The following is a 24,555-nucleotide window of genomic DNA, read 5'->3' on the forward strand; positions in this document are numbered from 1 at the left end:
CGTCGGCGTACGACCTGGGGGAGTCGGTTACCTGGAGACCCCGCGGGCCCGCTCGACGCCCTGGCTCCAGGCCTGGTCCGGCCGGACCTTGCCCTCGCCGACCGCGACCAGGACGTTCTCCAGCTCCTGCCGGACGTCCTCGTTCTTGGGACCGAGGTAGACCGGCTTCACCTGGGAGACCGCCTCACTGAAGAGCTTGCCGATCGGCGCGTCGCTGAAGTACGGCCTCGTCGCCTCGGCGACCGCCGGGTCGGAGAAGATCTTGGGCGAGGACGGGAAGGTGTTGGCGGCCTTGAACGCGGCCAGCTGCCCCTGCGGGCTGGTCAGGAACTTGGCCAGCTCGGCGGCCTCCTTGGGGTGCTTGCTCTGCTTGGGCACCGCCAGCCAGGAGCCGCCCCAGTAGCCCCCGCCGCCGGGGATGCCGGCCAGGTCCCACTTGCCCTTGCCCTGCTCGCCGGCGTACTCCTCGATGCCGCCGAGCATCCAGGCCGGGCACGGCACGGTGGCGAACGCGTCGCGCTTGAGCCCGGTCTGCCACGGCGGGGTGAAGACCTGGAGGTTGGCGGTCAGCTTCGCCTCCTGGAACTTCAGCGCCGTGTCGAACGCGGTCTTGACCGCGGGGTTGGAGTCGACGACGAAGTTGTTGCTCTTGTCGAAGTAGCTGTAGCCGGGGCCCTTGCTGGCCTCCTGCAGCACGGTCACCCGCAGCAGCGCCTGCGGGCCGTCCAGCCACTTGGTGCCGGAGACCTTGCTCTGGAACTCCTGGCCGCGCCGGAAGAAGTCGTCCCAGGTCGGCCACAGCTTGGTGACCTCGTCGCGGTCGGTGGGCAGGCCGGCCTTGGCGAACAGGTCCTTGCGGTAGCACATGCTGAGCGGGGCGATGTCGGTGCCCAGCGCCATGAGCTGCTTGCCGTCCGGGGTCACGCCCATCTGCCACTTCCACTCGAGGAAGTTCTCCTTGAGCTCGGCGCCCCCGTAGTCGAAGAGGTTGACGAACTTGTCCGCCTGCTGCATGTAGGTGGGGAGCAGGCCCTCCTCGATGGCCACCACGTCGCCGGCGCCCCGGCCGGTCCCGATCCAGCGCTGCAGCTGCGGCTTGTAGGTGTCCAGGTCGGAGACCTTGCGCGAGCGGATCTTGATGTTCGGGTGCTGGGCCTCGTACTGCTTGAACAGCTCCTCGTAGCCGAACTCGCCGAAGGTGTCGACGGTCAGCGTGATCGTGTCGTCGCCGCTGTCACCGCTGCAGGCGGTGCCGGCGACCATGACGCCGGTCAGCACCGCGGCCAGCGCGGTGAGCCCGCGCCGTTTCCGCGAACGTCTCGGAGAACCCATCGCAGACCCCTCTCCGTCCTTTCCTCATGCGCCGGCGGATCGGCCGCCGACGCGGTGTGGGAGCGCTCCCACAGGAAAGACGGTGACGTGGGTCACTGTCAATCTCTTGAAATGCAACCGTTACCTGAGCGACCCCGCCGACCCCGCCCCGCCGCTCCCGCCGGTCCGGCGGAATCCCCAGGTCGGCAGGGTGGAGACGGGCTCAGCGGAGCACCGGGTCCACGCGGCGGCCGTCCTTGCTGAACACCAGCACCCGGTCCAGGTCCACGGCCAGATGGATGTCCATCCCCGGGGAGTAGCCGTCCCGGGAGTGCAGCCGGGTCAGCAGCTCCGCCCGGCGGTGCGCGCCCACGTGCTGGGCGGGAGGCTCGACGGGGGCGCGCCGGTGCGGGCCGCGCAGCAGCGCCAACGCCCGGCCCGCCATTCCGGTCGGCCGGGACGGCGCCCCCACCGGCTCCGGCTCGCGCCGCCGGCTCACCGTCGCCGCGTCCACCACGGTCACGCCGGCGTCGATGTGCGCCAGCCACTCGTGGCCGTGGAACTCCAGGGCGCGCAGGTGCCCGGACAGCACCGCGCCCAGATGGGGGTCCCCGGTGGGCTGCAGGGCGTCGGACCGGATGCCCACCACGACCTCGTCGGCATGACGGGAGGCCAGGTACTGGGCCCGGGGGTCGGACCAGGGGATCACCAGCCGCTGCCGGCCCAGATGCAGGTTCACGCCCTCGCCGGCCACGGCCTCCACGGTGGCCGCCAGCAGGTTGATCGGGGGCACGCCCAGGAACGCCGCCACGAACGCGGTGGCCGGGTTCTCGTAGATCTGGGTGGGGGTGCCCACGTCCTCCAGGCGGCCCTCGTTCATCACCGCGATCCGATCGGCCAGCGTCAGCGCCTCGACCTGGTCGTGGGTGACGTACAGGGTGGTCACGCCCAGTCCGCGCACCAGCCCGCCGATCTCCAGCCGCAGTTCGTTGCGCAGCGCGGCGTCCAGGTTGGACAGCGGCTCGTCCATCAGGAACAGCGAGGGCTCGCGGATGATGGCCCGGCCCATCGCCACCCGCTGCCGCTGCCCGCCCGACAACGTGCCGGGCAGCCGGTCCAGCAGCCGCTCCAGGCCCAGCGCGCGGGCCAGCTCGGTGACCCGCTCGGCGGACTCGGCCGGATCGGCCTTGGCGATCTCCAGCGGGAAGCCGATGTTGCCGCGCACCGAACGGTGCGGATAGAGCGCGCCGTTCTGGAACACCATGGCGACGTTGCGCTCGCGCGGCGTCAGGTCGTTGGCCGGACGGCCGTCCAGCCAGATCGTCCCGGCGGTGACCTCCTCCAGGCCGGCGACCATGCGCAGCGTGGTGGACTTCCCGCAGCCGGACGGACCGAGCAGCACCAGGAACTCACCGTCGGCGATGGTCAACGACAGCTCCTCGACGGCTCGCTGGCCCCCCGGGTAGACCTTGCTGACCGCATCCAGCACCACTTCGGACATCTGGCTTCCTTCGTCGGCCGGCCCCGAGTTGTGAGGTGAACCACAAGTACATCCAGAGGCCGGGGGATTGTCCACCCTGTCGAGGGCTTGACACCTTTCCGGCTTGCCGGGAAGCTCCTTCATGGGAGCGCTCCCACCCACCCCCGCGAAGGGAGCACCACGTGAGGAGAGCACGCCTGCGCACCCGCATCGCGGCACTGGCCGGCCTGGCGACCGTGCTCGCGCTCACCGGTCAGGCGCCCGCCGCGCACGCCCACGCCGTCGGCGACCCGCTGAGCGGCAGGGTCCGCCTCTACGTGGAGCCGGACGGCAACGCCGAGCGGCAGGCCCGGCGATGGGCCGCCGAGGGCCGCACCGAGGACGCCGCCCTCATGCGGGCCATGGCGAAGATCCCCCAGGCCGTCTGGTTCACCGACGGCCCCCCCGCCCAGGTCGAACGCCGGGTCCGCGACGTCATGCGACGGGCCCGCCGGCAGAACGCGGTGCCCGTGCTGGTCGCCTACTACGTCCCCGGCCGCGACTGCTCGCAGTACTCGGCCGGGGGAGCGCCCGACGAGCGGACCTACAAGCGGTGGATCGACGCCTTCGCCCGAGGCATCGGCGGCGGCCGGGCCGTGGTTATCGTCGAACCGGACGGGCTGGCGCTGCTGTCCAGCGAGCCGTGGTGCAACGACGGCGGGGGCGGCAGCACCGGCGAGCCGGAGGACATGAGCCTGGTCGAGCAGCGCTTCCGGGAGATCAGGCACGCGATCGCCGTCTTCTCCCGGCTGCCGCGCACCGGCGTCTACGTGGACGCCGGGCACTCGGCCTGGCACGAGCTGAACGACTACGACGCCGGATACGGCGAACCGCGCATCCAACCGGGCATCGTCAGCCGGCTGATGCGCGGCGGCGTCGCCGGAGCCGACGGCTTCGTGCTCAACGTCTCCAACTACCGCACCGACGCCGAGCTGATCGAGTACGGGACCCGGGTGTCCAAGTGCCTGTGGCTGCGCACCCGAACCGGGGCCGCCTCCTGCTCCGAGGACGATCTGGCCGCCGTGCCCGACGACGCCCGCGGCCTCACCCCGTTCGTGCTGGACACCAGCCGGAACGGGCGGGGCCCCTGGACCGCGCCGCCGGGCCTCTACCCCGATCCGCAGGAGTGGTGCAACCCGCCCGGCCGGGGTCTGGGCGCGCGCCCGGGCACCCGCACCGGCGACCGACTGGTCCGGGCCTTCCTGTGGGTGAAGCGGCCCGGCGAGTCCGACGGCCAGTGCACCCGCGGCACCGCGGGACCCGAGGACCCCGAGTACGGGATCGTCGATCCGCCCGCCGGTCAATGGTGGCCGGAGCAGGCGCTCGACCTGGCGCGGCGGGCCGTCCCCCCGCTGCGCTGACCCGCCGATCCGCCGCGAGACCCTCCCGCGGGACCGGGCGGTCCCGCGGGAGTTCCACGTCCGGACGCCGATCAGGCCCCGCCCTGACCGCCGCCCCCCTCCGGGGCGGTCCGCTGCCGCGGCACCGATTCGCCCCGCTCCCACCACGCGGCGGTGTCGGGCGGCAGCACCAGGCACTCCCCCTCGATGCGGACCGGTCCGCTGGCCAGCAGCAGCGGCCCGAACGCCGGTATCCGGACGGTGCGGTCGCCCATGTTCACCGCGCACACCAGCGACCGCTCCGCACCGTCGTCCGATGCGCCCTCGCGGGTGAACACCAGCGTCTCGGGCGGCCCGGCCTGCCAGCGCAGCGGCCCGTCCCCCAGCGCCGGGTGCTCGCGCCGGATCGCCAGCGCCCGCCGGTACAGCGTCAGCATCGAGTCCGGATCGGCCGACTGGCGTTCCGCGGTCAGCTCGCGCCAGTGCTCGGGCATCGGCAGCCAGCTGGAGGGGCCCGGGCTGAACCCGAACGGCGGCGCGTCCCCCGACCAGGGGATCGGCACCCGGCAGCCGTCGCGGCCGTCCTCGGGATCGCGGGCGCGCTGCGGGTCCCGCCGGTACTCGTCCGGCAGGTCCAGCACCTCGGCCAGGCCCAGCTCCTCGCCCTGGTAGATGTAGGCCGAGCCGGGCAGCGCCAGCATCAGCAGCGCCGCGGCGCGGGCCCGCCGCAGCCCCAGCTCGCCGCCGCCGTACCGGGTGACGTGCCGCTTGACGTCGTGGTTGGACAGCACCCAGGTGGTGGGCGCGCCCACCAGCTCGGCGGTGCGCAGCGACTCGGCGATCACCTCGCGCTTGGCGCGGTAGTCCCAGTCGGCGACCAGGTAGTGGAAGTTGAACGCCTGGTGCAGCTCGTCGGGCCGCACGTAGCGGGCCAGCCGCTCGGGGGTCGGCGCCCACGCCTCGGCCACGCCGATCCGCTCCCCGGGATAGGAGTCCAGCAGCCGTCGCCAGGAGCGGTGGATCTCGTGCACCCCGTCCTGGTCGAAGTACGGCAGGACGTTGTCGCCCAGCATGGTGGCCTGTCCCTGCCAGCCGACGTCGGGCAGGCCCTCGGCCTTGACCATGCCGTGCGCCACGTCGATGCGGAACCCGTCCACCCCCAGGTCCAGCCAGAACCGCAGGACGTCCTCGAACTCGGCGCGGACCTCGGGGTTGTCCCAGTTCAGATCGGGCTGTTCGACGGCGAACAGGTGCAGGTACCACTGCCCGTCCGCGACGCGCGTCCAGGCCGATCCGCCGAACACCGACTCCCAGTCGTTGGGCGGCAGCGATCCGTCGGGGCCGCGGCCGTCGCGGAAGATGTAGCGGTCGCGGGCCGGGCTGCCCGGGCCGGCGGCCAGCGCCTCCTGGAACCACGGGTGCCGGTCGGAGGTGTGGTTGGGCACCAGGTCCACGATCACCCGCAGTCCCAGCTCGTGGGCCTCGTCGAGGAGCGCGCGGAAGTCCTCCAGCGTTCCGAAGATCGGGTCCACGCCCCGGTAGTCGGCCACGTCGTACCCGAAGTCGGCCATCGGCGAGGGGTAGAACGGCGTGATCCACACCGCGTCCACGCCGAGGTCGGCCAGGTACGGCAGCCGGCTGCGGATCCCGGGCAGGTCGCCGACCCCGTCGCCGTCGGAGTCGGCGAAGCTGCGGATGTAGATCTGGTAGATCACCGCATCCCGCCACCAGCGGGTGCCCGACCCCGCGGCGCGGGCGGAGGCGTCGGCCGTGTGCTGCGTCATCGATGTCCTTTGCTCGTCGCGTTCGTGCGCCGCCGCCGGCGGTCCGCCCGACGGCGATCCGTCCCTGGAACGACGCCACCGGCGGCGCGGTGACGATCCCCGGGTCCTGCCGCGCGCCGGCGGTCGTCGCGCCCGCCGCCGCCGGCGGGTCCGGCGACGGCGGGCGCGGCCGTCTCCGCGGCGTCGACCGCCGATGCGTCGAGGGCGGCCTCGCTCGAGGCGCTCGTCCGAGGCATCGGTGGTCGAGGCGTCGATGCAGGTGAGAGCGGTGCGACCGCGGCGCGGGCGGGTCCCAGCCTATGTCGGCGGCGGACCGCTCCGGCGGAACCGGCCGGGAGATTCGGCAGATCCTGCCGATCGGCGGCGCCCGCCCGGGGACGCGCCTCGGCCGGTTCCGGACGATCCCGCCCCGCGGGGGCGGTCTCGCGCCGAGACGAACGCAAGGGCCGTCGCGGAGGTCCGCGACGGCCCTTGCGCGGGGGTGGCCTCTGGGGTGGTGTCCGGGAGGTCAGGAGGCGTGCCGCGTGCCCCGGCGGCGCAGCATCGCCGCGGCCCCGGCGCCCAGCAGCGCCAGGCCCAGGAGCAGCGACACCAACGGGCCGGTCACGCGCAGCAGCGACACCTTGGAGGCGGTGTCGTCGGCCTTGGCGACCAGCTCTTTCTGGCTCTGCGGGGTCATCTTCAGGGTGAAGTCCGCGACGATCTTGCTGCCGTTGCCGTCCTTGCCGCGCAGCGTCTGCACGACCTGCTGTTCGCGGTGGACGGTGACGCCGCTGCGCGGGTCGACCCAGTAGGCGATGGTGGCCCGCTGGTAACGGTCGGCCGCCACGTTGCGGCTCTTGCCCGGGATGCCGAGCAGCGTGGAGGGGACCTCCGGCAGGGTGGCGATGACGGTGTCCGGGATGGTCTGCACGAACTTGTAGGCCTTGACGCCCCGGATCGTCTCGGTGCCCTGGTACTCGGCCGGCCAGGACCGCTTGGTGCTGGCGTCGAACACCTGGTAGGTCTTCTTCTCCAGCGAGCCGACCGGCCAGAACAGGCCGCTCAGCCCCGACGGCCGGACCGAGGTGTCGTTGTTGACGTGGGTGCCGCAGCAGGCCTTCAGCTCGCCGCTGCCGCGGTCGAACGCCAACCGCTGCTGGATGATGCTCACCTCGTTGCCGCCGTTGGGGATGTCCTCCAGCACCTGGAAGACGTCCCACACGGCGGTGTCCCCCTTGGCGGCCTTGACGTCGCCGCGCATCGTGCTGGTGAGCGTCAGCGTCGCACCGGTCCGGTCCTGGACGGCCCCGGCGTCGAAGTAGGAGGCGCCGATCGCCTGCAGGGTGGTCTTCTGGTAGAGGTTCGTCGGGGCGACCAGCAGCCGGTCGGCCACGAAGAAGCGCAGCGCGAGCGCCGTCGTGAGCAGGAAGACCCCCACCCCGAGCAGGATCGGTGCGAGAAGGCCCCGGGACCGCGTCTCGCCGTCGGAAGGGTTCCTGCCGGCCGTGCGCGGAGCCTGATCAGTCGTCATGGGGCGCTCGTGTCCTTTCGTGAGCGCGAAGGGGTGGACAGGTATCGCCGGGCGAGTGTCCTCCGTCACGGGGACGGCGGACTATGTGCCGGGATGAGTAACCGTACGCTTTGTTTTCATGTGCTGTTGAGCAAAAAGTCGGGTTTGTACTCACGGAGTGTTCAACTCGTGACCTGAGAGGAGCCGACGGCCACCCTCCGTGCCGAGCCCGCTTCACCGTGTCGGCACGGCGCCGGCACGGCGTCGATGCGACGTCGATGCGACGGCGATGCGGCGTCGCCACGGTGTCGCCACGGCGTCGTCACGGCGTCGACAGAGGGTCGTCACGGCGTCGTCACGGCGTCGTCACGCAGCCGGCACCGTGCCGGCTGCGCCCCGCTCGTCGGACGCCGGACCGTGTGCGGTGCGGCGGATCGCCGGAGCGCGGAGCGAAGACCCGGGCCGCCCGATCGTCAGCGGCCGGCCGACAGGGCGGCGTCCACGGCGGCGGGGGAGAGGATGTGGTCGCAGACCATGGCCGCGCAGCCCATCAGGCCCGCCGCGTCGCCCAGCATGCTCGGCTCGATGCGCAGCTGCCGGGTGGCCAGCGCGGTCGCCCGCCGGTAGACCACCTCGCGGACTCCGGCGATCAGCGGCTCGACCCCGTCGGTGAGGTCGCCGCCCAGCACCACCACGGCCGGGTTGAGCAGGTTGACGGCGGCGGCGACCACTTCTCCGATCCGCCGGCCGGCCTCCCGGACCAGCGCCACCACCGTCGCGTCCCCGGCGGCGACGCGCCTGGTCAGCTCGCCCAGGTCGGCCGCGCCGGTGCGGGCCAGCAGGGCGGCCCCGCCGGCGACGGCCTCCACGCAGTCGGTGTTGCCGCAGCGGCACGGCGTGCCGTCGCCGTCGCGCACCGGGATGTGCCCGATCTCCCCGGCCGCCCCCAGCGCGCCGCGCTGGATCCGGCCGCCGGCGATCAGGCCCGCGCCGATGCCGGTGGACACCTTCACGAACAGCATGTCGTCGATCCGGTCCCGGTAGCGGGCCTGATACTCGCCCAGCGCCGCGACGTTCACGTCGTTGTCGACGTGCACCGGGACCGGGAACCGCTCGGACACGATCTCCCCCAGGTCCACGCCGCCCAGCCAGGGGCGCCGGCCGGGGCCGGGGGCGTGCTCGCGGGCGGGCTCGGCGGTGTCGGGGCTGCCCACCCCCACGCCGCGCACGGCGGTGCGCGACAGCCCCGCCTTGCCCAGCAGCTCGTCCCACTGGTCCAGCAGCCCGGCCGCCAGCCCCGCCGCGTCCTGGTCGGTGGGCAGGTCGGGGGCGGACTGCACCAGGATCCGGCCGCCCAGGTCGCACACCGCGAGCTGGCCGCGGCGGCGGCCGAGGTTGGCCACCAGGACGGCTCCGCCCGCCGCGTTGAACTCCAGCCGGGCCGGCGGGCGTCCGCCGGACGACAGCTCTCCGGGGCGTTCGATGACCAGCCCGTGCGCGATCAGCTCGTTGACCCGCAGGGTGACCGCCGGGCGGGACAGCCCGGTGAGGCGGGCCAGCTCGGCACGGGTGGCCACGCCCTCCTCGCGAATGAGGCGGAGGAGGTCTCCGCTGGTGGAGGGGCGTCTGGGCACTGAGCCAGTGAACCACGAGGAGTTTCGTGTGTCGACCCGCGCATGATCGCAGACTTTTGTAACCCTGCGTTCATAAGGGTGCTTGTATAAGTTCCCTATGGGTCGGTAGTTTTCCGTCTCGTCGTCTTTCGCCTTCCCCCCGGAGTTCCGAATGTCGTCAGGACTCGACCCCGTCGTCGCACGGGTCACCGAGCGCATCGCCCGGCGCAGCGCGGACCGCCGCGCCGCCTACCTCGAACGGATCCGGGACGCGGTGCGCGCCGGCCCCGCCCGGACCGCGCTGGGCTGCGCCAACCTCGCGCACGGCTTCGCCGCCTGCGCCCCGGCCGAGAAGCTGCGGCTGCGCGATGAGGTCACGCCCAACATCGCGATCGTGTCGGCCTACAACGACATGCTCTCGGCCCACCAGCCGTTGCAGGACTACCCGGCGATCCTCAAGAAGGCGATCGGCGAGGCGGGCGGCACCGCGCAGTTCGCCGGCGGCGTCCCGGCCATGTGCGACGGCATCACCCAGGGGCGCGCCGGCATGGAGCTGTCGCTGTTCAGCCGGGACGTGGTCGCCATGGCCACCGCGGTGGCGCTGTCCCACGACATGTTCGACGGGGCCCTGCTGCTGGGGGTCTGCGACAAGATCGTTCCCGGGCTGGTGATCGGCGCGCTGTCGTTCGGCCACCTGCCGGTGATCCTGGTGTCCGCCGGGCCGATGCCCTCCGGGCTGCCCAACGCCCGCAAGGCCAAGGTCCGCAAGCTGTTCGCCGAGGGCAAGGTGGGCCGCGCCGAGCTGCTGGAGGCCGAGGCCGCCTCCTACCACTCGCCCGGCACCTGCACCTTCTACGGCACCGCCAACTCCAACCAGCTGCTCATGGAGGTGATGGGCCTGCACCTGCCCGGCGCCAGCTTCGTCCCGCCGGGCACCGCGCTGCGCGAGGCCCTCACCGCCGAGGCCGGCCGCCGGGTGCTGGAGCTGACCGCCCTCGGCGGCGACCACACCCCCATCGGCGAGCTGCTGGACGAGCGGGCGTTCGTCAACGGCGTGGTCGCGCTGCTGGCCACCGGCGGCTCCACCAACCACACCCTGCACCTGGTCGCCATGGCGGCCGCCGCGGGCATCGAGCTGACCTGGGACGACTTCGACGAGCTGTCCACGGTGACGCCGCTGCTGACCCGGCTGTACCCCAACGGCACCGCCGATGTGAACCACTTCCACGCCGCGGGCGGCACCGCGTTCCTCATCGGGGAGCTGCTGGACGCCGGGCTGCTGCACCCCGACGCCCGGGTGGTCGGCGGCAAGACCCTGGCCGACTACCGGGTCGTCCCCGAGCTGGGCCCGGACGGGTTGACCTGGCGTCCGGGGCCCACCGAGTCCGGCGACCTCCACGTGCTGCGGCCGGTCGCCGACCCGTTCGACGCGCACGGCGGTCTGCGCACCGTCACCGGCAATCTCGGCCGGGCGGTGGTGAAGATCTCGGCGGTCGCCCCCGAGCACCGCGTCGTGGAGGCCCCCGCCCGGGTCTTCGGCTCCCAGCAGGAGCTGCACGCCGCGTTCGAGGCCGGCGAGCTGGACCGCGACGTCGTCGTGGTGGTCCGCTTCCAGGGGCCGCGCGCCAACGGGATGCCGGAGCTGCACAAGCTCACCCCGCCGCTGACCGTGCTGCAGGACCGCGGGCACCGGGTCGCGCTGGTCACCGACGGGCGCATGTCCGGGGCGTCGGGAACGGTCCCGGCGGCCATCCACCTGTCCCCGGAGGCGGCCGCGGACGGGCCGCTGGCCCGGGTCCGCGACGGCGACGTGATCCGGCTGGACGCCGACGCCGGGGAACTGCGGGTGCTGGTGCCGGAGGAGGAGTTCGCCGCCCGCGAGCCCGCCGCGCCCCCACCGGCCGAGCAGTACGGCACCGGGCGGGAGCTGTTCGCGGCGTTCCGCCGGGCGGTCGGGCCGGCCGAGCGGGGGGCGGGGGTGTTCGCGTCATGACCGCGATGTCGACCGCCGCGCCGCCGCGCTCCCCGTCGGCGCAGCGGCCCTGGCTGGTCGCCGACGTCGGCGGCACCAACGCCCGGTTCGGGCTGATCACCGCGCCCGGCGGCGCGCCCTGCCGGGTGCAGGTGCTGGCGGTCCGCGACCACGCCGGGCTCGCCGAGGCCGCCGCCACCTACCTGGCCCGCCACGCCGGCGACATGCGGCCCAGCGCCGCCTGCATCGCCATCGCCGGGCCGACCTCCGAGGACGGCGAGTACCGGCTCACCAACGCGCACTGGGCGGGCAACGCCGCCGAGGTCCGCGACGACCTGGGGCTGGACCACCTGGAGCTGATGAACGACTTCGAGGCGCTGGCGCTGGCGCTGCCCACCCTGGGGCCCGGCGACCTGCGTCCCCTGGGCGACGCCGTCCCCTCCGGCGACGCGCCCGCCGCGGTGGTCGGCCCGGGCACCGGGCTGGGCGTGGCCGGGCTGATCCGGGTGGGGGACCGGCTGGTGGCGGTGCCCGGGGAGGGCGGGCACATGGACCTGCCCGCGACCACCGAGCGCGAGCATCGGATCGTGACGATGCTGCGCGCCGAACACGGCACCGTCGAGGCCGAGCATCTGCTCTCCGGCGACGGGCTGGCCCGGCTGTACCGGCTGCTCTCCCGGCTGCACGACGTCCCGGTGGAGCCGCTGTCGACCGCACAGATCTGCGCCCGCCGCACCGACCCGCTGTGCCATGAGACCCTGGAGACGTTCTGCTCCCTGCTGGGCTCGTTCGCCGGAAACGTCGCCCTGACGTTCGGCGCCCGCGCCGGCGTCTACGTCGGCGGCGGGATCCTGCCCCGCATCTGGGAGGTGCTGCGCCGCAGCGACTTCCGTCGCCGCTTCGAGAGCAAGCCGCCGATGGAGTCGTATCTGCGCGCCATCCCGACCGCCCTGATCGTCGCCCCGACCCCGGCCCTGTCCGGCGCCGCCGTCCGGCTGGCCTCCCTGGAGTTCGCGTGAACGCAACCGAGCTGCTCGACCTGTGCCCCGTCGTCCCCGTCGTGGTCCTGCACGACGCCGCCGACGCGGTCCCCCTGGCGCGCGCCCTGACGGCGGGCGGACTGCGCGTCATCGAGATCACCCTGCGCACCCCCGCCGCCCTGGAGGCCGTCGAACGGATCGCCGGCGAGGTCGAGGACGCCGTGGTCGGCGCCGGCACCGTGGTGACGCCGGAGCAGGCCGCCCGGGCCGCCGAGGCCGGCGCCCGCTTCCTGGTCAGCCCCGGATGCACCGACCGTCTCCGCCGGGCCATGACCGACACCGGCCTGCCGTTCCTGGCGGGCGTCTCCACCGCCTCGGAGGCCATGGCCCTGCTGGAGCACGACATCACCGCCATGAAGTTCTTCCCCGCCAAGGCCGCCGGCGGTCCCGCCTACCTCAAGGCCCTGGCCGGCCCCCTCCCGCAGGCCCGGTTCTGCCCCACCGGGGGCATCACCCCCGAGACCGCCGGGGAGTACCTGGCGCTCCCCAACGTGGGTTGTGTGGGCGGCACCTGGCTGACCCCCGCCGACGCCGTCCGCGCGAAGGACTGGGGCCGCATCGAGGAGCTGGCCCGGGCGGCGGCGGCCCTGCGCTGACGAGGCCGCACCGGGCGCGCCCCGGCGCTCTTCGGCCGGGTCCCGGTCAGGCGGCGGTGGCCGTCAGCAGCCAGGTCTGCATCGGAAAGGTGACGCCCTCGTCGTCGACGGCCCAGGTGAGGCGCTGGCGGATGCGCTCCCGCATGGCCTCGACGGTGAAGCGTTCGGCGGCCGTGTAGGCGGCCCGGGCCGGGGTGGCCAGGGACTCCTCGTGCAGGAAGGCCTCGGGGGAGGCGAACCGCACGGGGATGATGGCGATGCGCAGCCGCACGTCGGTGAAACCGGCGCTCTGGAACAGCGCGCGCAGCGCCGAGCCCTGCGGGCCGGAGAACGGGACGCGCAGCACGGCGCCCAGCCCGTGCCCGAGGTACTCGTCCCAGATCGCCGCGATCTCATGGAAGGGGACGTGGTGCTCGGGGCCGCGCCACACCGCGACCCCGGCCCTGCCGCCGGGCCGCAGCACCCGCCGCATCTGGGCGACCCCGGCGGCGGCGTCGGCGAGGAACTGCAGGCCCTGCTGGCAGTACACCAGGTCGAACGCCCGGTCCGCGAAGGGCAGCCTCTCGGCGGACGCCCGGACCCACTCCACGGACGCCGCCGTCCCCGCATGCCCGGCGAGGAGCCGGGCCACCGCCAGCATCGCCTCGTTGGAGTCCACCCCGGTGACGCGCGCGTCCGCACCGCTGCGGCGTGCCACCGCCAGCGCCACCACGCCCGTGCCGCAGGCGACGTCCAGAACGCGTCCCCGCCGGGGCGGCACCAGGCCGAACAGCCGCTCCGCGCAGGGCGCGAAGAACGGCGGCACCAGATAGCGCTGGTAGGCCTTGGCGGCATCCCGATCTAACTGAAACATCCCGATATCGTCGACGGCCATATCACCACCCTCACGCCGCCGCCGCCGTGCGACCACGCCTCCTGGCAGGACCCGTGGCAGGACTTGCCGAGGACTTTGCCGCGGGCGGGGCGGCGGCCGCCCCGGGGGACGGCGCCCCGCCCGTCGCGGCACGCCGGCCGCCCGCCGGGGCGGCGCCGGGATCGGTGCCGGATCAGCGCCAGGCTCGCCGTCGACGGCGGCGACGGTGCACGAAGGCGAACAGGGCGCCGGAGAATCCGACGGCGGCGACGAGCGTGATCGCCGGCGCCGTGCCCGGGCCGTGAAAGAACACCCCGACCAGGAACAGCAGGAACAGGATCGGCGGCGCCGGCGGATGGTGGCGGTGCCGAGGGTGGAGACCGGGCCGGAACGCCGGATGCCGGCCGTGCCGGAACGCCGGATGGCGGTGCCAGGGGTGCCCCATGGGCTCCTGGACGGGGTGGGGGAGGCCGTGCGGGGCGGGCAGGTCCGCGAGGACCTCCCGCAGATCCCGTTCGGTCTTGGCGCCCAGCGCGGCGCCCAGCCGTTCGTCGAGCTCCTCGCGGGTGAGCCGGCCCGCCGCGAAGTGCTCGTGCAGGGCCGCGGTCACCGCGTCGCGTTCGGCGTCGCCGATGCGCAGGTCCATCTCGCTCCTCGGGTTCACTCCTCGACGTCCTCGATGTCCTCGACGTCGTCGGCGAGGAGGCGGTACAGCCTGCGGCGGGTCTCGGCGATGATCTCCCGGGCCTGGGCGATCTGCTCGGCGGAGCCGGTGTGCACCACCTGCATCACGGCGGCGCCGGTCCGGGCCACCTCCTTGAACAGGTCGGGGACGCCCTCGCCGAACTCGGGGGTCATCGCCGTCCACGGCTCGGACAGCTCCTCGGCGTGCTCCTCCACATAGGCGCGGCCCTCGTCGGTGAGCGAGAACGTCTTGCGCCCGCCGCTCTCCTCGGAGGTCACCAGGCCCTCGTCGGCCAGCTGCTGCAGCGCCGGATAGACCGCGCCGGGGCTGGGCTTCCAGGCCCCGGAGCTGCGCTGGGCGATCTCCTGGATGATCTGGTAGCCGTTGCGCGGCTCCTCGGCCAGCAGCGCCAGGATCGCCGCCCGCACGTCGCCCTTGCGGGCCCGTCCGCCGCGCCATCCGCCCCGTCGGTGGAACGGGCCGCGGAAGTCCCAGGGGCCCCACGGTCCGGGGCCTCCCCACGGTCCGGGGCCGAACCCCCAGCCGAGACCGCCGTGCAGGCGCGGACCGTGGTGACGGGCCTCGGCGAGCCGGGCGGCCTTGGCGCCGAGGGCCGCCGCGGCGGTCATCCAGCGCGTGTCGAAGGTGCCGGTGTGCATGGTCGTCGCCTCCTTGGACGATCTTTCACAGATCAGTCGCGATACGACAACGATATATCGATACTGTATCGCCGGGAAGGGGGTGCTCGGGATGTGCAAGTAGCTCGATGTCGAGATAAATTGGGAACTAGCTTGACGTCGAGAGAAAAGCCGCGGAAGTTAGGTCCGCCTGAGTCTCGGTATGAGCCGGGACTAGGGCAGGATTCTGCAGAGCACACCACCGCGCCGGACCACGCCGGCAGCGGCCCGCGCAGAGCCACTGCGCCGAATAACGGATGGATCGCCGCGCGCCCACGACCGGGCCCGGGGCGTGATGGAGGAGGAGTCGTGTCCGCGAACAGCTTCGGCGCCCGCAGCACTTTGCGGGTGGGCGACGAGTCGTACGAGATCTACCGGCTGGACGCCGTCGAAGGCTCGGCCCGTCTCCCGTACAGCCTCAAGGTGCTGCTGGAGAACCTGCTGCGCACCGAGGACGGCGCCAACGTCACCGCCGACCACATCCGCGCGCTGGCCGGGTGGGACCCCGCCGCACAGCCCAGCCAGGAGATCCAGTTCACCCCCGCCCGGGTGATCATGCAGGACTTCACCGGCGTTCCGTGCGTGGTGGACCTGGCCACCATGCGCGAGGCGGTGCGGGATCTGGGCGGCGACCCCTCCCGGGTCAACCCGCTGGCCCCGGCCGAGATGGTCATCGACCACTCGGTGATCGTGGACTACTTCGGCCGCCCCGACGCCTTCGAGCGGAACGTGGAGCGGGAGTACGAGCGCAACCGCGAGCGCTACCAGTTCCTGCGCTGGGGGCAGACCGCGTTCGACCAGTTCCGGGTCGTCCCGCCGGGCACCGGCATCGTCCACCAGGTCAACATCGAGCACCTGGCCCGCGTGGTGTTCGCCCGTGACGGGGTGGCCTACCCCGACACCTGCGTCGGCACCGACTCCCACACCACCATGGAGAACGGCATCGGCGTCCTGGGCTGGGGCGTCGGCGGCATCGAGGCCGAGGCCGCCATGCTCGGCCAGCCGATCTCGATGCTCATCCCGCGGGTGGTCGGCTTCAAGCTGACCGGCCGGCTGCCGGCCGGCACCACCGCCACCGACCTGGTGCTGACCATCACCGAGATGCTGCGCAGGCACGGCGTGGTCGGCAAGTTCGTGGAGTTCTACGGCGAGGGCGTGGCGGCGCTGCCGCTGGCCGACCGGGCCACCATCGGCAACATGAGCCCGGAGTTCGGCTCCACCTGCGCGATCTTCCCCATCGACGAGGAGACCATCTCCTACCTGCGGCTGACCGGCCGCCCCGAGAAGCAGATCGCCCTGGTCGAGGCGTACGCCAAGGAGCAGGGCCTGTGGCTGGACCCGTCCGCCGAGCCGGACTTCTCCGAGCACCTGGAGCTGGACCTGTCGACGGTCGTCCCGTCGATCGCCGGTCCCAAGCGTCCGCAGGACCGCATCCCGCTGTCGGAGGCCAAGCAGACCTGGCGGCGTGACGTCCGCAACTACGTCACCGTCGAGGGCGCCCTGGATGAGGCCACCGCCGAGTCCTTCCCCGCCTCGGACTCCCCGGCCGTCTCCCACAGCGACAACGGCGACAAGCCCCGCGAGCAGGGGAGCGACGGCGGCGGCCGCCCGCACAAGAAGGTGCCGGTCACCCTGGCCGACGGCACCTCTTTCGAGCTGGACCACGGCGCCGTGGTGATCGCCGCGATCACCTCCTGCACCAACACCTCCAACCCCTACGTCATGGTCGGCGCCGCCCTGCTGGCCAAGAAGGCGGTGGAGAAGGGCCTGTCCCGCAAGCCCTGGGTGAAGACCTCGATGGCCCCCGGCTCGCAGGTCGTCACCGGCTACTACGAGCGCGCCGGCCTCACCCCGTACCTGGACAAGCTCGGCTTCAACCTCGTCGGGTACGGCTGCACCACCTGCATCGGCAACTCCGGCCCGCTGCCGGAGGAGATCTCCAAGGCCGTCAACGACAACGACCTGACCGTGGTGTCGGTGCTGTCGGGCAACCGGAACTTCGAGGGCCGGATCAACCCCGACGTGAAGATGAACTACCTGGCCTCGCCGCCGCTGGTGGTCGCCTACGCGCTGGCCGGGACCATGGACATCGACATCCTCAACGACCCGATCGGCGAGGGCTCCGACGGCGAGCCGGTCTACCTGCGCGACATCTGGCCGTCGCAGGAGGAGGTCGCCGAGATCGTCGAGAGCTCCATCGGCCAGGAGATGTTCCTGCGCGACTACGCCAACGTCTTCGACGGCGGCCCGCGCTGGCAGGAGCTGCCCGTCCCGACCGGCGACACCTTCGCCTGGGACCCCGACTCCACCTACGTCCGCAAGGCCCCGTACTTCGACGGCATGACCATGGAGCCGGAGCCGGTCCGCGACATCCGCGGCGCCCGGGTGCTGGTCAAGCTGGGCGACTCGGTCACCACCGACCACATCTCCCCGGCCGGCGCCATCAAGGTCGGCACCCCGGCCGCGCAGTACCTGCAGGAGCACGGGGTCGAGCCGAAGGACTTCAACTCCTACGGGTCCCGCCGCGGCAACCACGAGGTGATGATCCGCGGCACGTTCGCCAACATCCGGCTGCGCAACCAGCTGCTGGACGGGGTCGAGGGCGGCTACACCCGCGACTTCACCCAGGAGGGCGCGCCGCAGACGTTCATCTACGACGCCGCGCAGAACTACGCCGCCCAGGGCATTCCGCTGGTGGTCGTCGCGGGCAAGGAGTACGGCTCCGGCTCCTCCCGCGACTGGGCCGCCAAGGGCACCGCGCTGCTGGGCGTGCGCGCCGTCATCGCCGAGTCCTTCGAGCGCATCCACCGCTCCAACCTCATCGGCATGGGCGTGCTGCCGCTGCAGTTCAAGGAGGGCGAGTCGGCCGAGTCGCTCGGCCTGACCGGCACCGAGACCTTCGACATCATCGGCATCGAGAAGCTCAACGAGGGCGAGACGCCGCGCGAGGTCACGGTGAAGGCCGACGACAAGGAGTTCACCGCGATCGTCCGCATCGACACTCCGGGCGAGGCCGACTACTACCGCAACGGCGGCATCATGCAGTACGTGCTGCGCAACCTGCTGCGCAAGTAGGCCGCGCAAGTAGGCCGCGCAACGTGGCACGGGCCGTCCCCCGCAGCCGGGGGATGGCCCGTCCCGTTCCGGGACGGGCGCCGGAAACCCACCTGATCGGTGGAGTTGTAGCGTTGCCGGGTCATGCCTGATCTCGACTTCGTGCTGATCGGCGGTCTGGCCGTGCTGGCCGGCGCGATCGTGCAGAGCAGCGTCGGCCTCGGCGTGGGACTGGTCGCCACGCCCGTCATCACGCTGCTGTTCCCCTCCCTCATGCCCGGCGCCGTCCTCGTCCCCTCGGCCGTGCTGCCGCTGGCGACGCTGGCGCGGGAGGTGCGCCACGCCGACCTGCGCGGCCTGCGCTGGGCGTTCGGCGGCCGGCTGGTCGGGACCCCGCTGGGGGCCTGGGCGGTGGCCGCCGTTCCCGCCGACGCGTTCGGCGCGTTGATCGGCGCGGTGGTGCTCGCCGCGCTCGTCGCCGGCGCCTGGAGGGGGACCGTGCCCCGCAACCCCGCCACCCTCACCACCGCCGGGCTGGTCGCGGGCGCCACCGGGACCGCCTCGGGCATCGGCGGCCCCCCGATCGCACTGCTCTACCAGCACGAGAGCGGGCCGCGCGTGCGCGCCACCCTCGCCGTGTTCTTCACCGTCGGCGCCCTGCTGTCGCTGGCCGTCCTCGCCGCCGCCGGGCAGCTGCCGCGCGAGCAGGTCCTCGCCGGGCTGACGCTGGTCCCGTGCGTGCTCGCCGGGTTCGTCGCCGCCGGTTCGCTGCGCCGCCGCCTGGACGCCGGGCGCACGCGCATCGCCGTCGCCCTCGTGGTGGGCGCGTCCGCCCTCTCGCTGATCGTGCGCAGTGTGATGTGACGTGACGACGCGACGTCCCACCGGGGCCGACCTCGAGGAGGCCCGCGACCGCGAGATCCCCGACGTACTGCCCGCCGACGGAACGCCCTTGCGCGTGCTGTTCTGCGGCATCAACCCGAGCCTGTACTCGGGCGCGACCGGCTGCCACTTCGCCCGCCCCGGCAACCGGTTCTGGCCCGCTCTGCACCGCTCCGGCTTCACCGACCGGCTGCTGGCCCCGGTCGAGCAGCATCTGCTGCCCTCCTACGGCCTCGGCATCACCAATCTGGTGGCGCGGGCCACCGCCCGGGCCGATGAGCTGACCGCCGAGGAGCTGCGCGCGGGCGGACGACGGCTGGTCGAGCTGGTGAGGCGGCATCGGCCCCGCTTCGTGGCGGTGGCCGGGGTGACCGCCTACCGGACGGCGTTCGCGATCCCGAAGGCGCAGATCGGGCCGCGGCCGGAGACGATCGGCCCGGCGCGGGTGTGGGTGCTGCCCAACCCCAGCGGCCTGAACGCGGGATGGTCGCTGGAGCGCATCGCGGCGGAGTTCGCCCGCCTGCGGGAGGCGGCCGAGAGAGCCGAGGCGGCCGGGAGGACCGCAGAGCCGGCGCCGGATTCGCTCTGAGGCCCTCTTCCCCGGCCGCTCCCGGACCTGTTCCGGGCGGCGGGCGGGTCCGGGGGCGGGTCAGCGGCCGTGCTCGGCGGCGGTGGTGGCCAGCATCTGGTGGACCTCCTCGACCAGGGACGGGCGGGGCTGCCACGGCTCCATCCGGCCGAGGGCGACGATGGGGCGGGGGAGCGCCCGCACGTTCGTCAGCCTCCAGTGGCAGGCGGACGGCTCGGCCCACGGACCGCAGTCGCAGTCCCTGCCCCGGGTCGCCTCCTCGCACACCTCCGACAGCTCGGCCAGGGCGATCACGGCGCCGAGGGTGGCCAGCGGGTCGCGGGGGTCCCAGCCGGCGGACCGGATCAGCGGGGAGTCGCAGGAGCCCAGGTCCACGCGCATGGAGGCGTGGATGAGCAGCGGGCCGCGGTAGGCGATCGGTCGGGGGTGGTTGTAGACGGTCTTGACGCCTCGTGCGATGGCAAAGGCCCAGGGTTGCCGAACGCTGATCGCCTGCACGCGGGTACCTCCGGGATCTCCTGAGGAGCCGATCCGGTGTCACCGGCCGACCGTCCGATTTGTAGCCGATTACCTGCCCCGCCGCCATGTCCGCCCGGTGGGCGGTAGCCGAACGTGACCTTCTCGGCGAGAGGCGACCCGCTCTGACCACGGTCGACGAAACGGCCAGAGCCGAGAGAAGAAATCTTTCTCACATTTTCTCGGGCAGGGCAACTATGAACGCCCGGTCACTTCACCAGCCGGGTGAAGGCGATGATGTTCTCGGTGTAGTGCCCGGTCCGCTCGTCGAACGAGCCCCCGCAGGTGACCAGCCGCAGCGCCGGATAGTCGATGTCCTCGGCGTAGATCAGCTCCCCGGGGAAGCGGCTCTTGGACACCCGCGCCATCTGCACCACGGCGAACTTGGCGACCGTCCCGTCCTGCCGGGTCACCTCGATCAGATCGCCGGGGTAGAGCTCGGTGAGCCGGTGGAACACCGCGGGCCGCCGGTTGGCGTCCACATGCCCCAGGATCACCGACGGGCCGGCCTCCCCGGGGGACGGGCCCTCCTTGTACCAGCCCGCCAGGTTCGGCCGGCTGAGCGGCGGCTCCTCGATCCTGCCGTCCGGGCGCAGCCCCAGCTGCGAGACCGGCGCCGACACGCCCAGCTTGGGGATTCGGATCGACACCGGCACCGACCGCCGCATCGGCTCGGCGTAGGTCAGCCGCACCGGCCGGGACGGCGCCGAGGGCGCCGAGCCGTTCCACGTCGGCACCGCCGGTGCGGAGGGCGCGGCGGAGGGATCGGAGCCGCCGCACCCGGCCGCCAGGGCCGTCGTCAGCGCCAGGGCCGCCCCGCGGGAGGCGGCCCGACGTCCGGGCCGCACGTCAGTCCGTCTCCGCCGCGCTCGCGGCGCGCCGCCGCAGCATCAGCGCACCGCCCCCCGCGACGGCCAGCAGCGCCGCCGCCGCGCCGCCGTAGACGAGCGCGCCCGGCCCCTGTCCGGCGCCGCCGCCGGTGTTGGGCGCGCCGACCGGGATCTTGGGACCGCCCTCGCCCAGCGCCTTCTTGGCGGGCTCGGTGCTGTACTCCACGTGCCCGTGCCCGGCGCAGGTGATCTTGATCTTCACGATGGACGGCAGCTTCTCGCCGAACGTCGCCGTCCCCGTGGAGACCTGTCCCTTCTTGGTGAACGTCGGCGGCTTGGCGAACGCCGCCGACTCCGCGGTGACGGTGGTCGGGCAGGTCACCGTGAAGCCCATCTTCCCGCCGGGGACGACGGTGCGGGTCGACAGCTTCACCTTGTCGAACCCGAACGTGAAGGCGCCGCCGCCATCTCCGCCGCCGCCGTTGCCGGCGCCCGGCGAGGGGGAGGCGGTGGCCCCGCCGCCGGCCGACCGGGGGATGGTGATCTCCAGCGGGAACGTCCGCCCGTCGCACCGGAACTCGGTCCGGTACGTCCGACCCGACTGCAGGTCGGGGCGGGTGCCGCCGATGGCCATCCAGCCCTCGCCCTCCTCGGGCCGCTGGAACTCGGGGTCCTCGGCGAAGATCTCGTTCCGCAGCCCGCGCGAGCTCGGCGCCCGGGTGCACCCCGTCACGTTGATCACCAGGTTCCAGCCCGGCCGGAAGCCCTCGGGGAACGTGGTGGTGGCCTTGGGCGCGGCCAGCGCCTGGACCGGCGAGGTCAGGGCCGGCAGGGCCAGCGCCGCGGCGCCGCAGGCGGCGCCCGTCGCGACGAGTCGGATGATGCGCATCGGTCCCCATCCTTTGCCGGTGTGACGAGACGGCACGATCATGGCGGCTTAGTGAACTGCGAGTCTAGTAACGCGTGCCGCGCCGTGCACGGAAATCCGGCATCCTGCCCTCTACCAGGACAGGGCGGGCGGCAGCAGGGAGAGGTCGGCCGCCGGCCACTGCGCCGGGAGCCCCAGCGGGGCGAGCTGCGCCATCTGCATCCGGTACCACGGCGAGGCGTTCGGATCCTCGGCCAGCTCCAGGCACTCCTCCCAGGTCCGCCACTGCGCCTCGGCCACCTCCTCCGGGTTCGGCCGCGGCTCCCCGCCGGTCCAGCGGGCCCGCACCACCGGACACCGTTCGTGCTCCACCACCCCGTCGGCGGCGGTCGCCCGGTAGTCGAACTCCGGCAGCACCAGCGTCAGCTCCGTCACCGACAGCCCCAGTTCGTCGCCGAGTCGCCGCGTCACCGCCGCGCGCAGCCCCTCCCCGGGAGCCGGATGGCCGCAGCAGGTGTTGGTCCACACGCCCGGGAACGTGGCCTTGTCCAACGCCCGCCGAGTGATCAGCACCCGTCCCTCGTCGTCGACGACATAGCACGAGAACGCCAGATGGTAGGGAGTGTCCCGATGGTGGCTGGTGGCCTTCGGCGCGGTGCCGATCGCCTCGCCGGCCGCGTTGAGCAGGACGATCTCCTCGATGGCCATGAGCGTGGGATCTCCCATCCGTGAGCGGGCTACGCCTGTCCCCGCCGATGCTGTCAGACGCCCGCGGCGCTTTCAGCCGGCGGGACCGGCCTGCAGTACGCAAACCGGGATTAAACTCGGTGCCTCGTAGGCAAGATCAAGGGGGCGGCGGACGGTCGCCCGTGGAGGGGACGACGGCGTGGGCGACACCGACGGCACCGCTGGGCGTCAGGCGAGGAGGACGGCGTGAGCGTTCTTGAGTCGATCACCGGACCCGACGACCTCAAGCGGCTGGATCCCGCGGAGCTGCCCCGGCTGGCCGTCGAGATCCGCGACTTCCTGGTCGAGGCGGTCTCCCGGACCGGCGGCCACCTCGGCCCCAACCTCGGCGCGGTGGAGCTGACCATCGCGCTGCACCGGGTCTTCGACTCGCCCCGCGACAAGATCCTCTTCGACACCGGCCACCAGGCCTATGTGCACAAGCTGCTGACCGGCCGGCAGGACTTCTCCCGGCTGCGCAAGCGCGGCGGGCTGTCGGGCTACCCCAGCCAGGCCGAGTCCGAGCACGACATCATCGAGAACTCGCACGCCTCCACCGCCCTGTCGTACGCCGACGGGCTGGCCAAGGCGTTCGCGCTGCGCGGCGAGCACGACCGCGCGGTGGTCGCGGTGGTCGGCGACGGCGCGCTGACCGGCGGGATGTGCTGGGAGGCGCTGAACAACATCGCCGACGGCCCGGACCGTCCGGTGATCATCGTGGTGAACGACAACGGCCGTTCCTACGCGCCCACCATCGGCGGGCTGGCCAGCCATCTGGCGGACCTGCGGGTCAGCCGCGGCTACGAGCGCGCCCTGGACATGATCAAGAAGACCGTGCCGCGCGCCCCGGTGGTCGGCCCGGTCGCCTATGAGGCCCTGCACGGCGTCAAGAAGGGGCTCAAGGACGTCTTCCAGCCGCAGGCGATGTTCGAGGACCTCGGCATCAAGTACGTCGGCCCGATCGACGGGCACGACGTCGAGGCCCTGGAGCACGCGCTGCGCCGTGCCCGCGACTTCGGCGCCCCGGTGATCGTGCACTGCATCACCCGCAAGGGCTACGGCTACGCCCCCGCCGAGAACAACGAAGAGGACTGCATGCACGGCGGCGGAGCGTTCGACCCGGCCACCGGCAAGGCCGTCGCCAAGAGCGGCGGGGTGTCGTGGACCAGCGTGTTCAGCGACGAGATGGTGCGGATCGGCGCCGAACGCCCCGACGTGGTCGGCATCACCGCCGCCATGCTGCACCCGGTGGGCCTGGCGGCGTTCGCCGAGACCTACCCGGACCGGGTGTTCGACGTGGGCATCGCCGAGCAGCACGCCGTCACCTCCGCGGCCGGCCTGGCCATGGGCGGCCTGCACCCGGTGGTCGCGGTGTACGCGACCTTCCTGAACCGGGCGTTCGACCAGGTGCTGATGGACGTGGCGCTGCACCGGCAGGCGGTCACGTTCGTGCTGGACCGGGCCGGGGTGACCGGCGACGACGGCCCCAGCCACAACGGCATGTGGGACCTGTCGATCCTGCAGCTGGTGCCCGGCCTGCGGATGGCGGTGCCGCGCGACGGCGCCCGGCTGCGCGAGCTGCTGCGCGAGTGCGTGGCGATCGGCGACGCCCCCACCGCCCTGCGGTTCCCCAAGGGCCCGGTGGCCGCCGACATCGAGGCGATCGACCGGGTGGGCGGCATGGACGTGCTGGCCCGCCACGCCGGCAGCAACGGCTCCCGGGTGCTGCTGGTGGCGGTCGGCGCCCTGGCCGGCACCGGGGTGGAGGTGGCCGACCGGCTGGCCGCGCAGGGCATCGGGGTCACCGTGATCGACCCGCGCTGGGTCAAGCCGCTGGACGAGGCGCTGCTCGCCGAGGCCCGCCGGCACACCATGGTCGCGGTGATCGAGGACAACGGCCGGGTCGGCGCGGTCGGCGACGCGGTCGCCCGGCTGCTGCGCGACAACGAGGTCGACGTCCCGATCCGCACCTTCGGGATCCCGCAGGAGTTCCTCGAGCACGCCTCCCGCGCCGAGATCCTCGCCGACATCGGCCTGACCCCTCAGGGGCTGGCGCGCGAGATCACCGAGGCGGTCGCCCGCTCCGGCGCCGAGGAGCGGGACCGCCAGTCCGCCGCCTCCCGCGAGTAGCCGTCCGGGCCGTCCGGGGCGGGCCGTGCGGTCCGCCCCGCCGCCTCCTGCGGCCCCTCCCCGCTCCGGGGCCTCGCG

Annotated in this window: 20 protein-coding genes; 8 read left to right on the forward strand and 12 right to left on the reverse strand. The window is 73.2% G+C overall.

From position 1 onward, the window contains the following. Positions 1-27: 27 nt before the first annotated feature. Complete coding sequence (locus EIO00_RS13085) at positions 28-1,332, reverse strand: ABC transporter substrate-binding protein (protein WP_140178656.1); 1,305 nt, start codon at positions 1,330-1,332, stop codon at positions 28-30. 202 nt (positions 1,333-1,534) lie between these two features. Then, positions 1,535-2,812 (reverse strand): ABC transporter ATP-binding protein, encoded by a 1,278-nt coding sequence (locus EIO00_RS13090; protein ID WP_140178659.1) that lies wholly within the window; start codon positions 2,810-2,812, stop codon positions 1,535-1,537. 161 nt (positions 2,813-2,973) lie between these two features. Here EIO00_RS13090 and EIO00_RS13095 point away from each other — a divergent pair, with 161 nt between their 5' ends. Continuing rightward, a complete protein-coding gene (locus EIO00_RS13095; protein WP_140178661.1) occupies positions 2,974-4,191 on the forward strand; it encodes a glycoside hydrolase family 6 protein in 1,218 nt (405 codons plus the stop codon). Between the two features lie 71 nt (positions 4,192-4,262). Here EIO00_RS13095 and EIO00_RS13100 read toward each other — a convergent pair whose 3' ends face one another. The 3 genes from EIO00_RS13100 to EIO00_RS13110 form a co-directional block, all read right to left on the reverse strand. Next, positions 4,263-5,954 (reverse strand): glycoside hydrolase family 13 protein, encoded by a 1,692-nt coding sequence (locus EIO00_RS13100; RefSeq protein ID WP_140178663.1) that lies wholly within the window; start codon positions 5,952-5,954, stop codon positions 4,263-4,265. Between the two features lie 508 nt (positions 5,955-6,462). Continuing rightward, on the reverse strand, positions 6,463-7,467 hold the full coding sequence (gene pgfA, locus EIO00_RS13105) for a cell envelope lipid trafficking protein PgfA (protein WP_140178665.1): 1,005 nt from the start codon (positions 7,465-7,467) through the stop codon (positions 6,463-6,465). A 452-nt stretch (positions 7,468-7,919) separates the two neighbouring features. Beyond that, on the reverse strand, positions 7,920-9,080 hold the full coding sequence (locus tag EIO00_RS13110) for an ROK family transcriptional regulator (protein WP_241661322.1): 1,161 nt from the start codon (positions 9,078-9,080) through the stop codon (positions 7,920-7,922). 151 nt (positions 9,081-9,231) lie between these two features. On the opposite strand from EIO00_RS13110, the gene edd reads away from it, so the two are divergent. From edd to eda, 3 genes are read left to right on the forward strand one after another with little or no spacing between them, the layout of a single operon-like run. Then, on the forward strand, positions 9,232-11,052 hold the full coding sequence (edd, locus tag EIO00_RS13115) for a phosphogluconate dehydratase (protein ID WP_140178669.1): 1,821 nt from the start codon (positions 9,232-9,234) through the stop codon (positions 11,050-11,052). Continuing rightward, positions 11,049-12,050: a glucokinase gene (gene glk, locus EIO00_RS13120; protein ID WP_422100048.1), complete on the forward strand. Its 1,002-nt coding sequence runs from the start codon at positions 11,049-11,051 to the stop codon at positions 12,048-12,050. Before edd ends, glk begins: the two co-directional genes overlap by 4 nt. After that, on the forward strand, positions 12,047-12,667 hold the full coding sequence (eda, locus tag EIO00_RS13125; protein WP_175596210.1) for a bifunctional 4-hydroxy-2-oxoglutarate aldolase/2-dehydro-3-deoxy-phosphogluconate aldolase: 621 nt from the start codon (positions 12,047-12,049) through the stop codon (positions 12,665-12,667). The genes glk and eda overlap by 4 nt, the downstream gene beginning before the upstream one ends. A gap of 46 nt (positions 12,668-12,713) precedes the next feature. On the opposite strand, the gene EIO00_RS13130 is transcribed toward eda, so the two are convergent. The 3 genes from EIO00_RS13130 to EIO00_RS13140 form a co-directional block, all read right to left on the reverse strand. Then, positions 12,714-13,520 carry a methyltransferase domain-containing protein gene (locus EIO00_RS13130; protein WP_140178671.1) on the reverse strand — a complete coding sequence of 269 codons (807 nt, stop codon included), beginning with the start codon at positions 13,518-13,520 and terminating at the stop codon, positions 12,714-12,716. Positions 13,521-13,713: 193 nt separating this feature from the next. Next, positions 13,714-14,166 (reverse strand): DUF1707 SHOCT-like domain-containing protein, encoded by a 453-nt coding sequence (locus EIO00_RS13135; RefSeq protein WP_140178673.1) that lies wholly within the window; start codon positions 14,164-14,166, stop codon positions 13,714-13,716. Between the two features lie 14 nt (positions 14,167-14,180). Then, complete coding sequence (locus EIO00_RS13140; protein WP_140178675.1) at positions 14,181-14,864, reverse strand: PadR family transcriptional regulator; 684 nt, start codon at positions 14,862-14,864, stop codon at positions 14,181-14,183. Positions 14,865-15,191: 327 nt separating this feature from the next. On the opposite strand from EIO00_RS13140, the gene acnA reads away from it, so the two are divergent. From acnA to mug, 3 genes are all read left to right on the forward strand, one after another. Then, on the forward strand, positions 15,192-17,957 hold the full coding sequence (gene acnA, locus EIO00_RS13145; protein WP_140178677.1) for an aconitate hydratase AcnA: 2,766 nt from the start codon (positions 15,192-15,194) through the stop codon (positions 17,955-17,957). 123 nt (positions 17,958-18,080) lie between these two features. After that, a complete protein-coding gene (locus EIO00_RS13150; RefSeq protein ID WP_140178679.1) occupies positions 18,081-18,800 on the forward strand; it encodes a sulfite exporter TauE/SafE family protein in 720 nt (239 codons plus the stop codon). A gap of 1 nt (position 18,801) precedes the next feature. Next, complete coding sequence (gene mug, locus EIO00_RS13155) at positions 18,802-19,407, forward strand: G/U mismatch-specific DNA glycosylase (RefSeq protein WP_140178681.1); 606 nt, start codon at positions 18,802-18,804, stop codon at positions 19,405-19,407. A 60-nt stretch (positions 19,408-19,467) separates the two neighbouring features. Here mug and EIO00_RS13160 read toward each other — a convergent pair whose 3' ends face one another. The 4 genes from EIO00_RS13160 to idi form a co-directional block, all read right to left on the reverse strand. Then, the gene (locus EIO00_RS13160; protein ID WP_140178683.1) at positions 19,468-19,905 is read right to left on the reverse strand and encodes an ASCH domain-containing protein; all 438 of its coding nucleotides are present in this window, start codon (positions 19,903-19,905) and stop codon (positions 19,468-19,470) included. Between the two features lie 227 nt (positions 19,906-20,132). Continuing rightward, complete coding sequence (locus EIO00_RS13165; protein ID WP_175596211.1) at positions 20,133-20,771, reverse strand: class F sortase; 639 nt, start codon at positions 20,769-20,771, stop codon at positions 20,133-20,135. Position 20,772: 1 nt separating this feature from the next. Further along, the gene (locus tag EIO00_RS13170) at positions 20,773-21,642 is read right to left on the reverse strand and encodes a hypothetical protein (protein WP_140178685.1); all 870 of its coding nucleotides are present in this window, start codon (positions 21,640-21,642) and stop codon (positions 20,773-20,775) included. 111 nt (positions 21,643-21,753) lie between these two features. Next, entirely contained in the window at positions 21,754-22,329 is a 576-nt protein-coding gene (gene idi / locus EIO00_RS13175) for an isopentenyl-diphosphate Delta-isomerase (RefSeq protein ID WP_206664129.1), read from the reverse strand. 225 nt (positions 22,330-22,554) lie between these two features. On the opposite strand from idi, the gene dxs reads away from it, so the two are divergent. Next, positions 22,555-24,477: a 1-deoxy-D-xylulose-5-phosphate synthase gene (gene dxs, locus EIO00_RS13180; RefSeq protein ID WP_140178687.1), complete on the forward strand. Its 1,923-nt coding sequence runs from the start codon at positions 22,555-22,557 to the stop codon at positions 24,475-24,477. The last annotated feature ends 78 nt before the right edge of the window (positions 24,478-24,555 follow it).

This window comes from Thermomonospora catenispora (assembly GCF_006363815.1).
Lineage (GTDB): Bacteria > Actinomycetota > Actinomycetes > Streptosporangiales > Streptosporangiaceae > Thermomonospora > Thermomonospora catenispora.

What these genes read in the sequence shown, in the direction of transcription:
- EIO00_RS13085 (WP_140178656.1), bottom strand. Translation starts at nt 1,332, where the DNA reads ATGGGTTCTCCGAGACGTTCGCGGAAACGGCGCGGGCTCACCGCGCTG.
- EIO00_RS13090 (WP_140178659.1), bottom strand. Translation starts at nt 2,812, where the DNA reads ATGTCCGAAGTGGTGCTGGATGCGGTCAGCAAGGTCTACCCGGGGGGC.
- EIO00_RS13100 (WP_140178663.1), bottom strand. Translation starts at nt 5,954, where the DNA reads ATGACGCAGCACACGGCCGACGCCTCCGCCCGCGCCGCGGGGTCGGGC.
- pgfA (WP_140178665.1), bottom strand. Translation starts at nt 7,467, where the DNA reads ATGACGACTGATCAGGCTCCGCGCACGGCCGGCAGGAACCCTTCCGAC.
- edd (WP_140178669.1), top strand. Translation starts at nt 9,232, where the DNA reads ATGTCGTCAGGACTCGACCCCGTCGTCGCACGGGTCACCGAGCGCATC.
- glk (WP_422100048.1), top strand. Translation starts at nt 11,049, where the DNA reads ATGACCGCGATGTCGACCGCCGCGCCGCCGCGCTCCCCGTCGGCGCAG.
- EIO00_RS13130 (WP_140178671.1), bottom strand. Translation starts at nt 13,520, where the DNA reads ATGTTTCAGTTAGATCGGGATGCCGCCAAGGCCTACCAGCGCTATCTG.
- EIO00_RS13135 (WP_140178673.1), bottom strand. Translation starts at nt 14,166, where the DNA reads ATGGACCTGCGCATCGGCGACGCCGAACGCGACGCGGTGACCGCGGCC.
- EIO00_RS13140 (WP_140178675.1), bottom strand. Translation starts at nt 14,864, where the DNA reads ATGCACACCGGCACCTTCGACACGCGCTGGATGACCGCCGCGGCGGCC.
- EIO00_RS13150 (WP_140178679.1), top strand. Translation starts at nt 18,081, where the DNA reads ATGCCTGATCTCGACTTCGTGCTGATCGGCGGTCTGGCCGTGCTGGCC.
- EIO00_RS13170 (WP_140178685.1), bottom strand. Translation starts at nt 21,642, where the DNA reads ATGCGCATCATCCGACTCGTCGCGACGGGCGCCGCCTGCGGCGCCGCG.
- idi (WP_206664129.1), bottom strand. Translation starts at nt 22,329, where the DNA reads ATGGCCATCGAGGAGATCGTCCTGCTCAACGCGGCCGGCGAGGCGATC.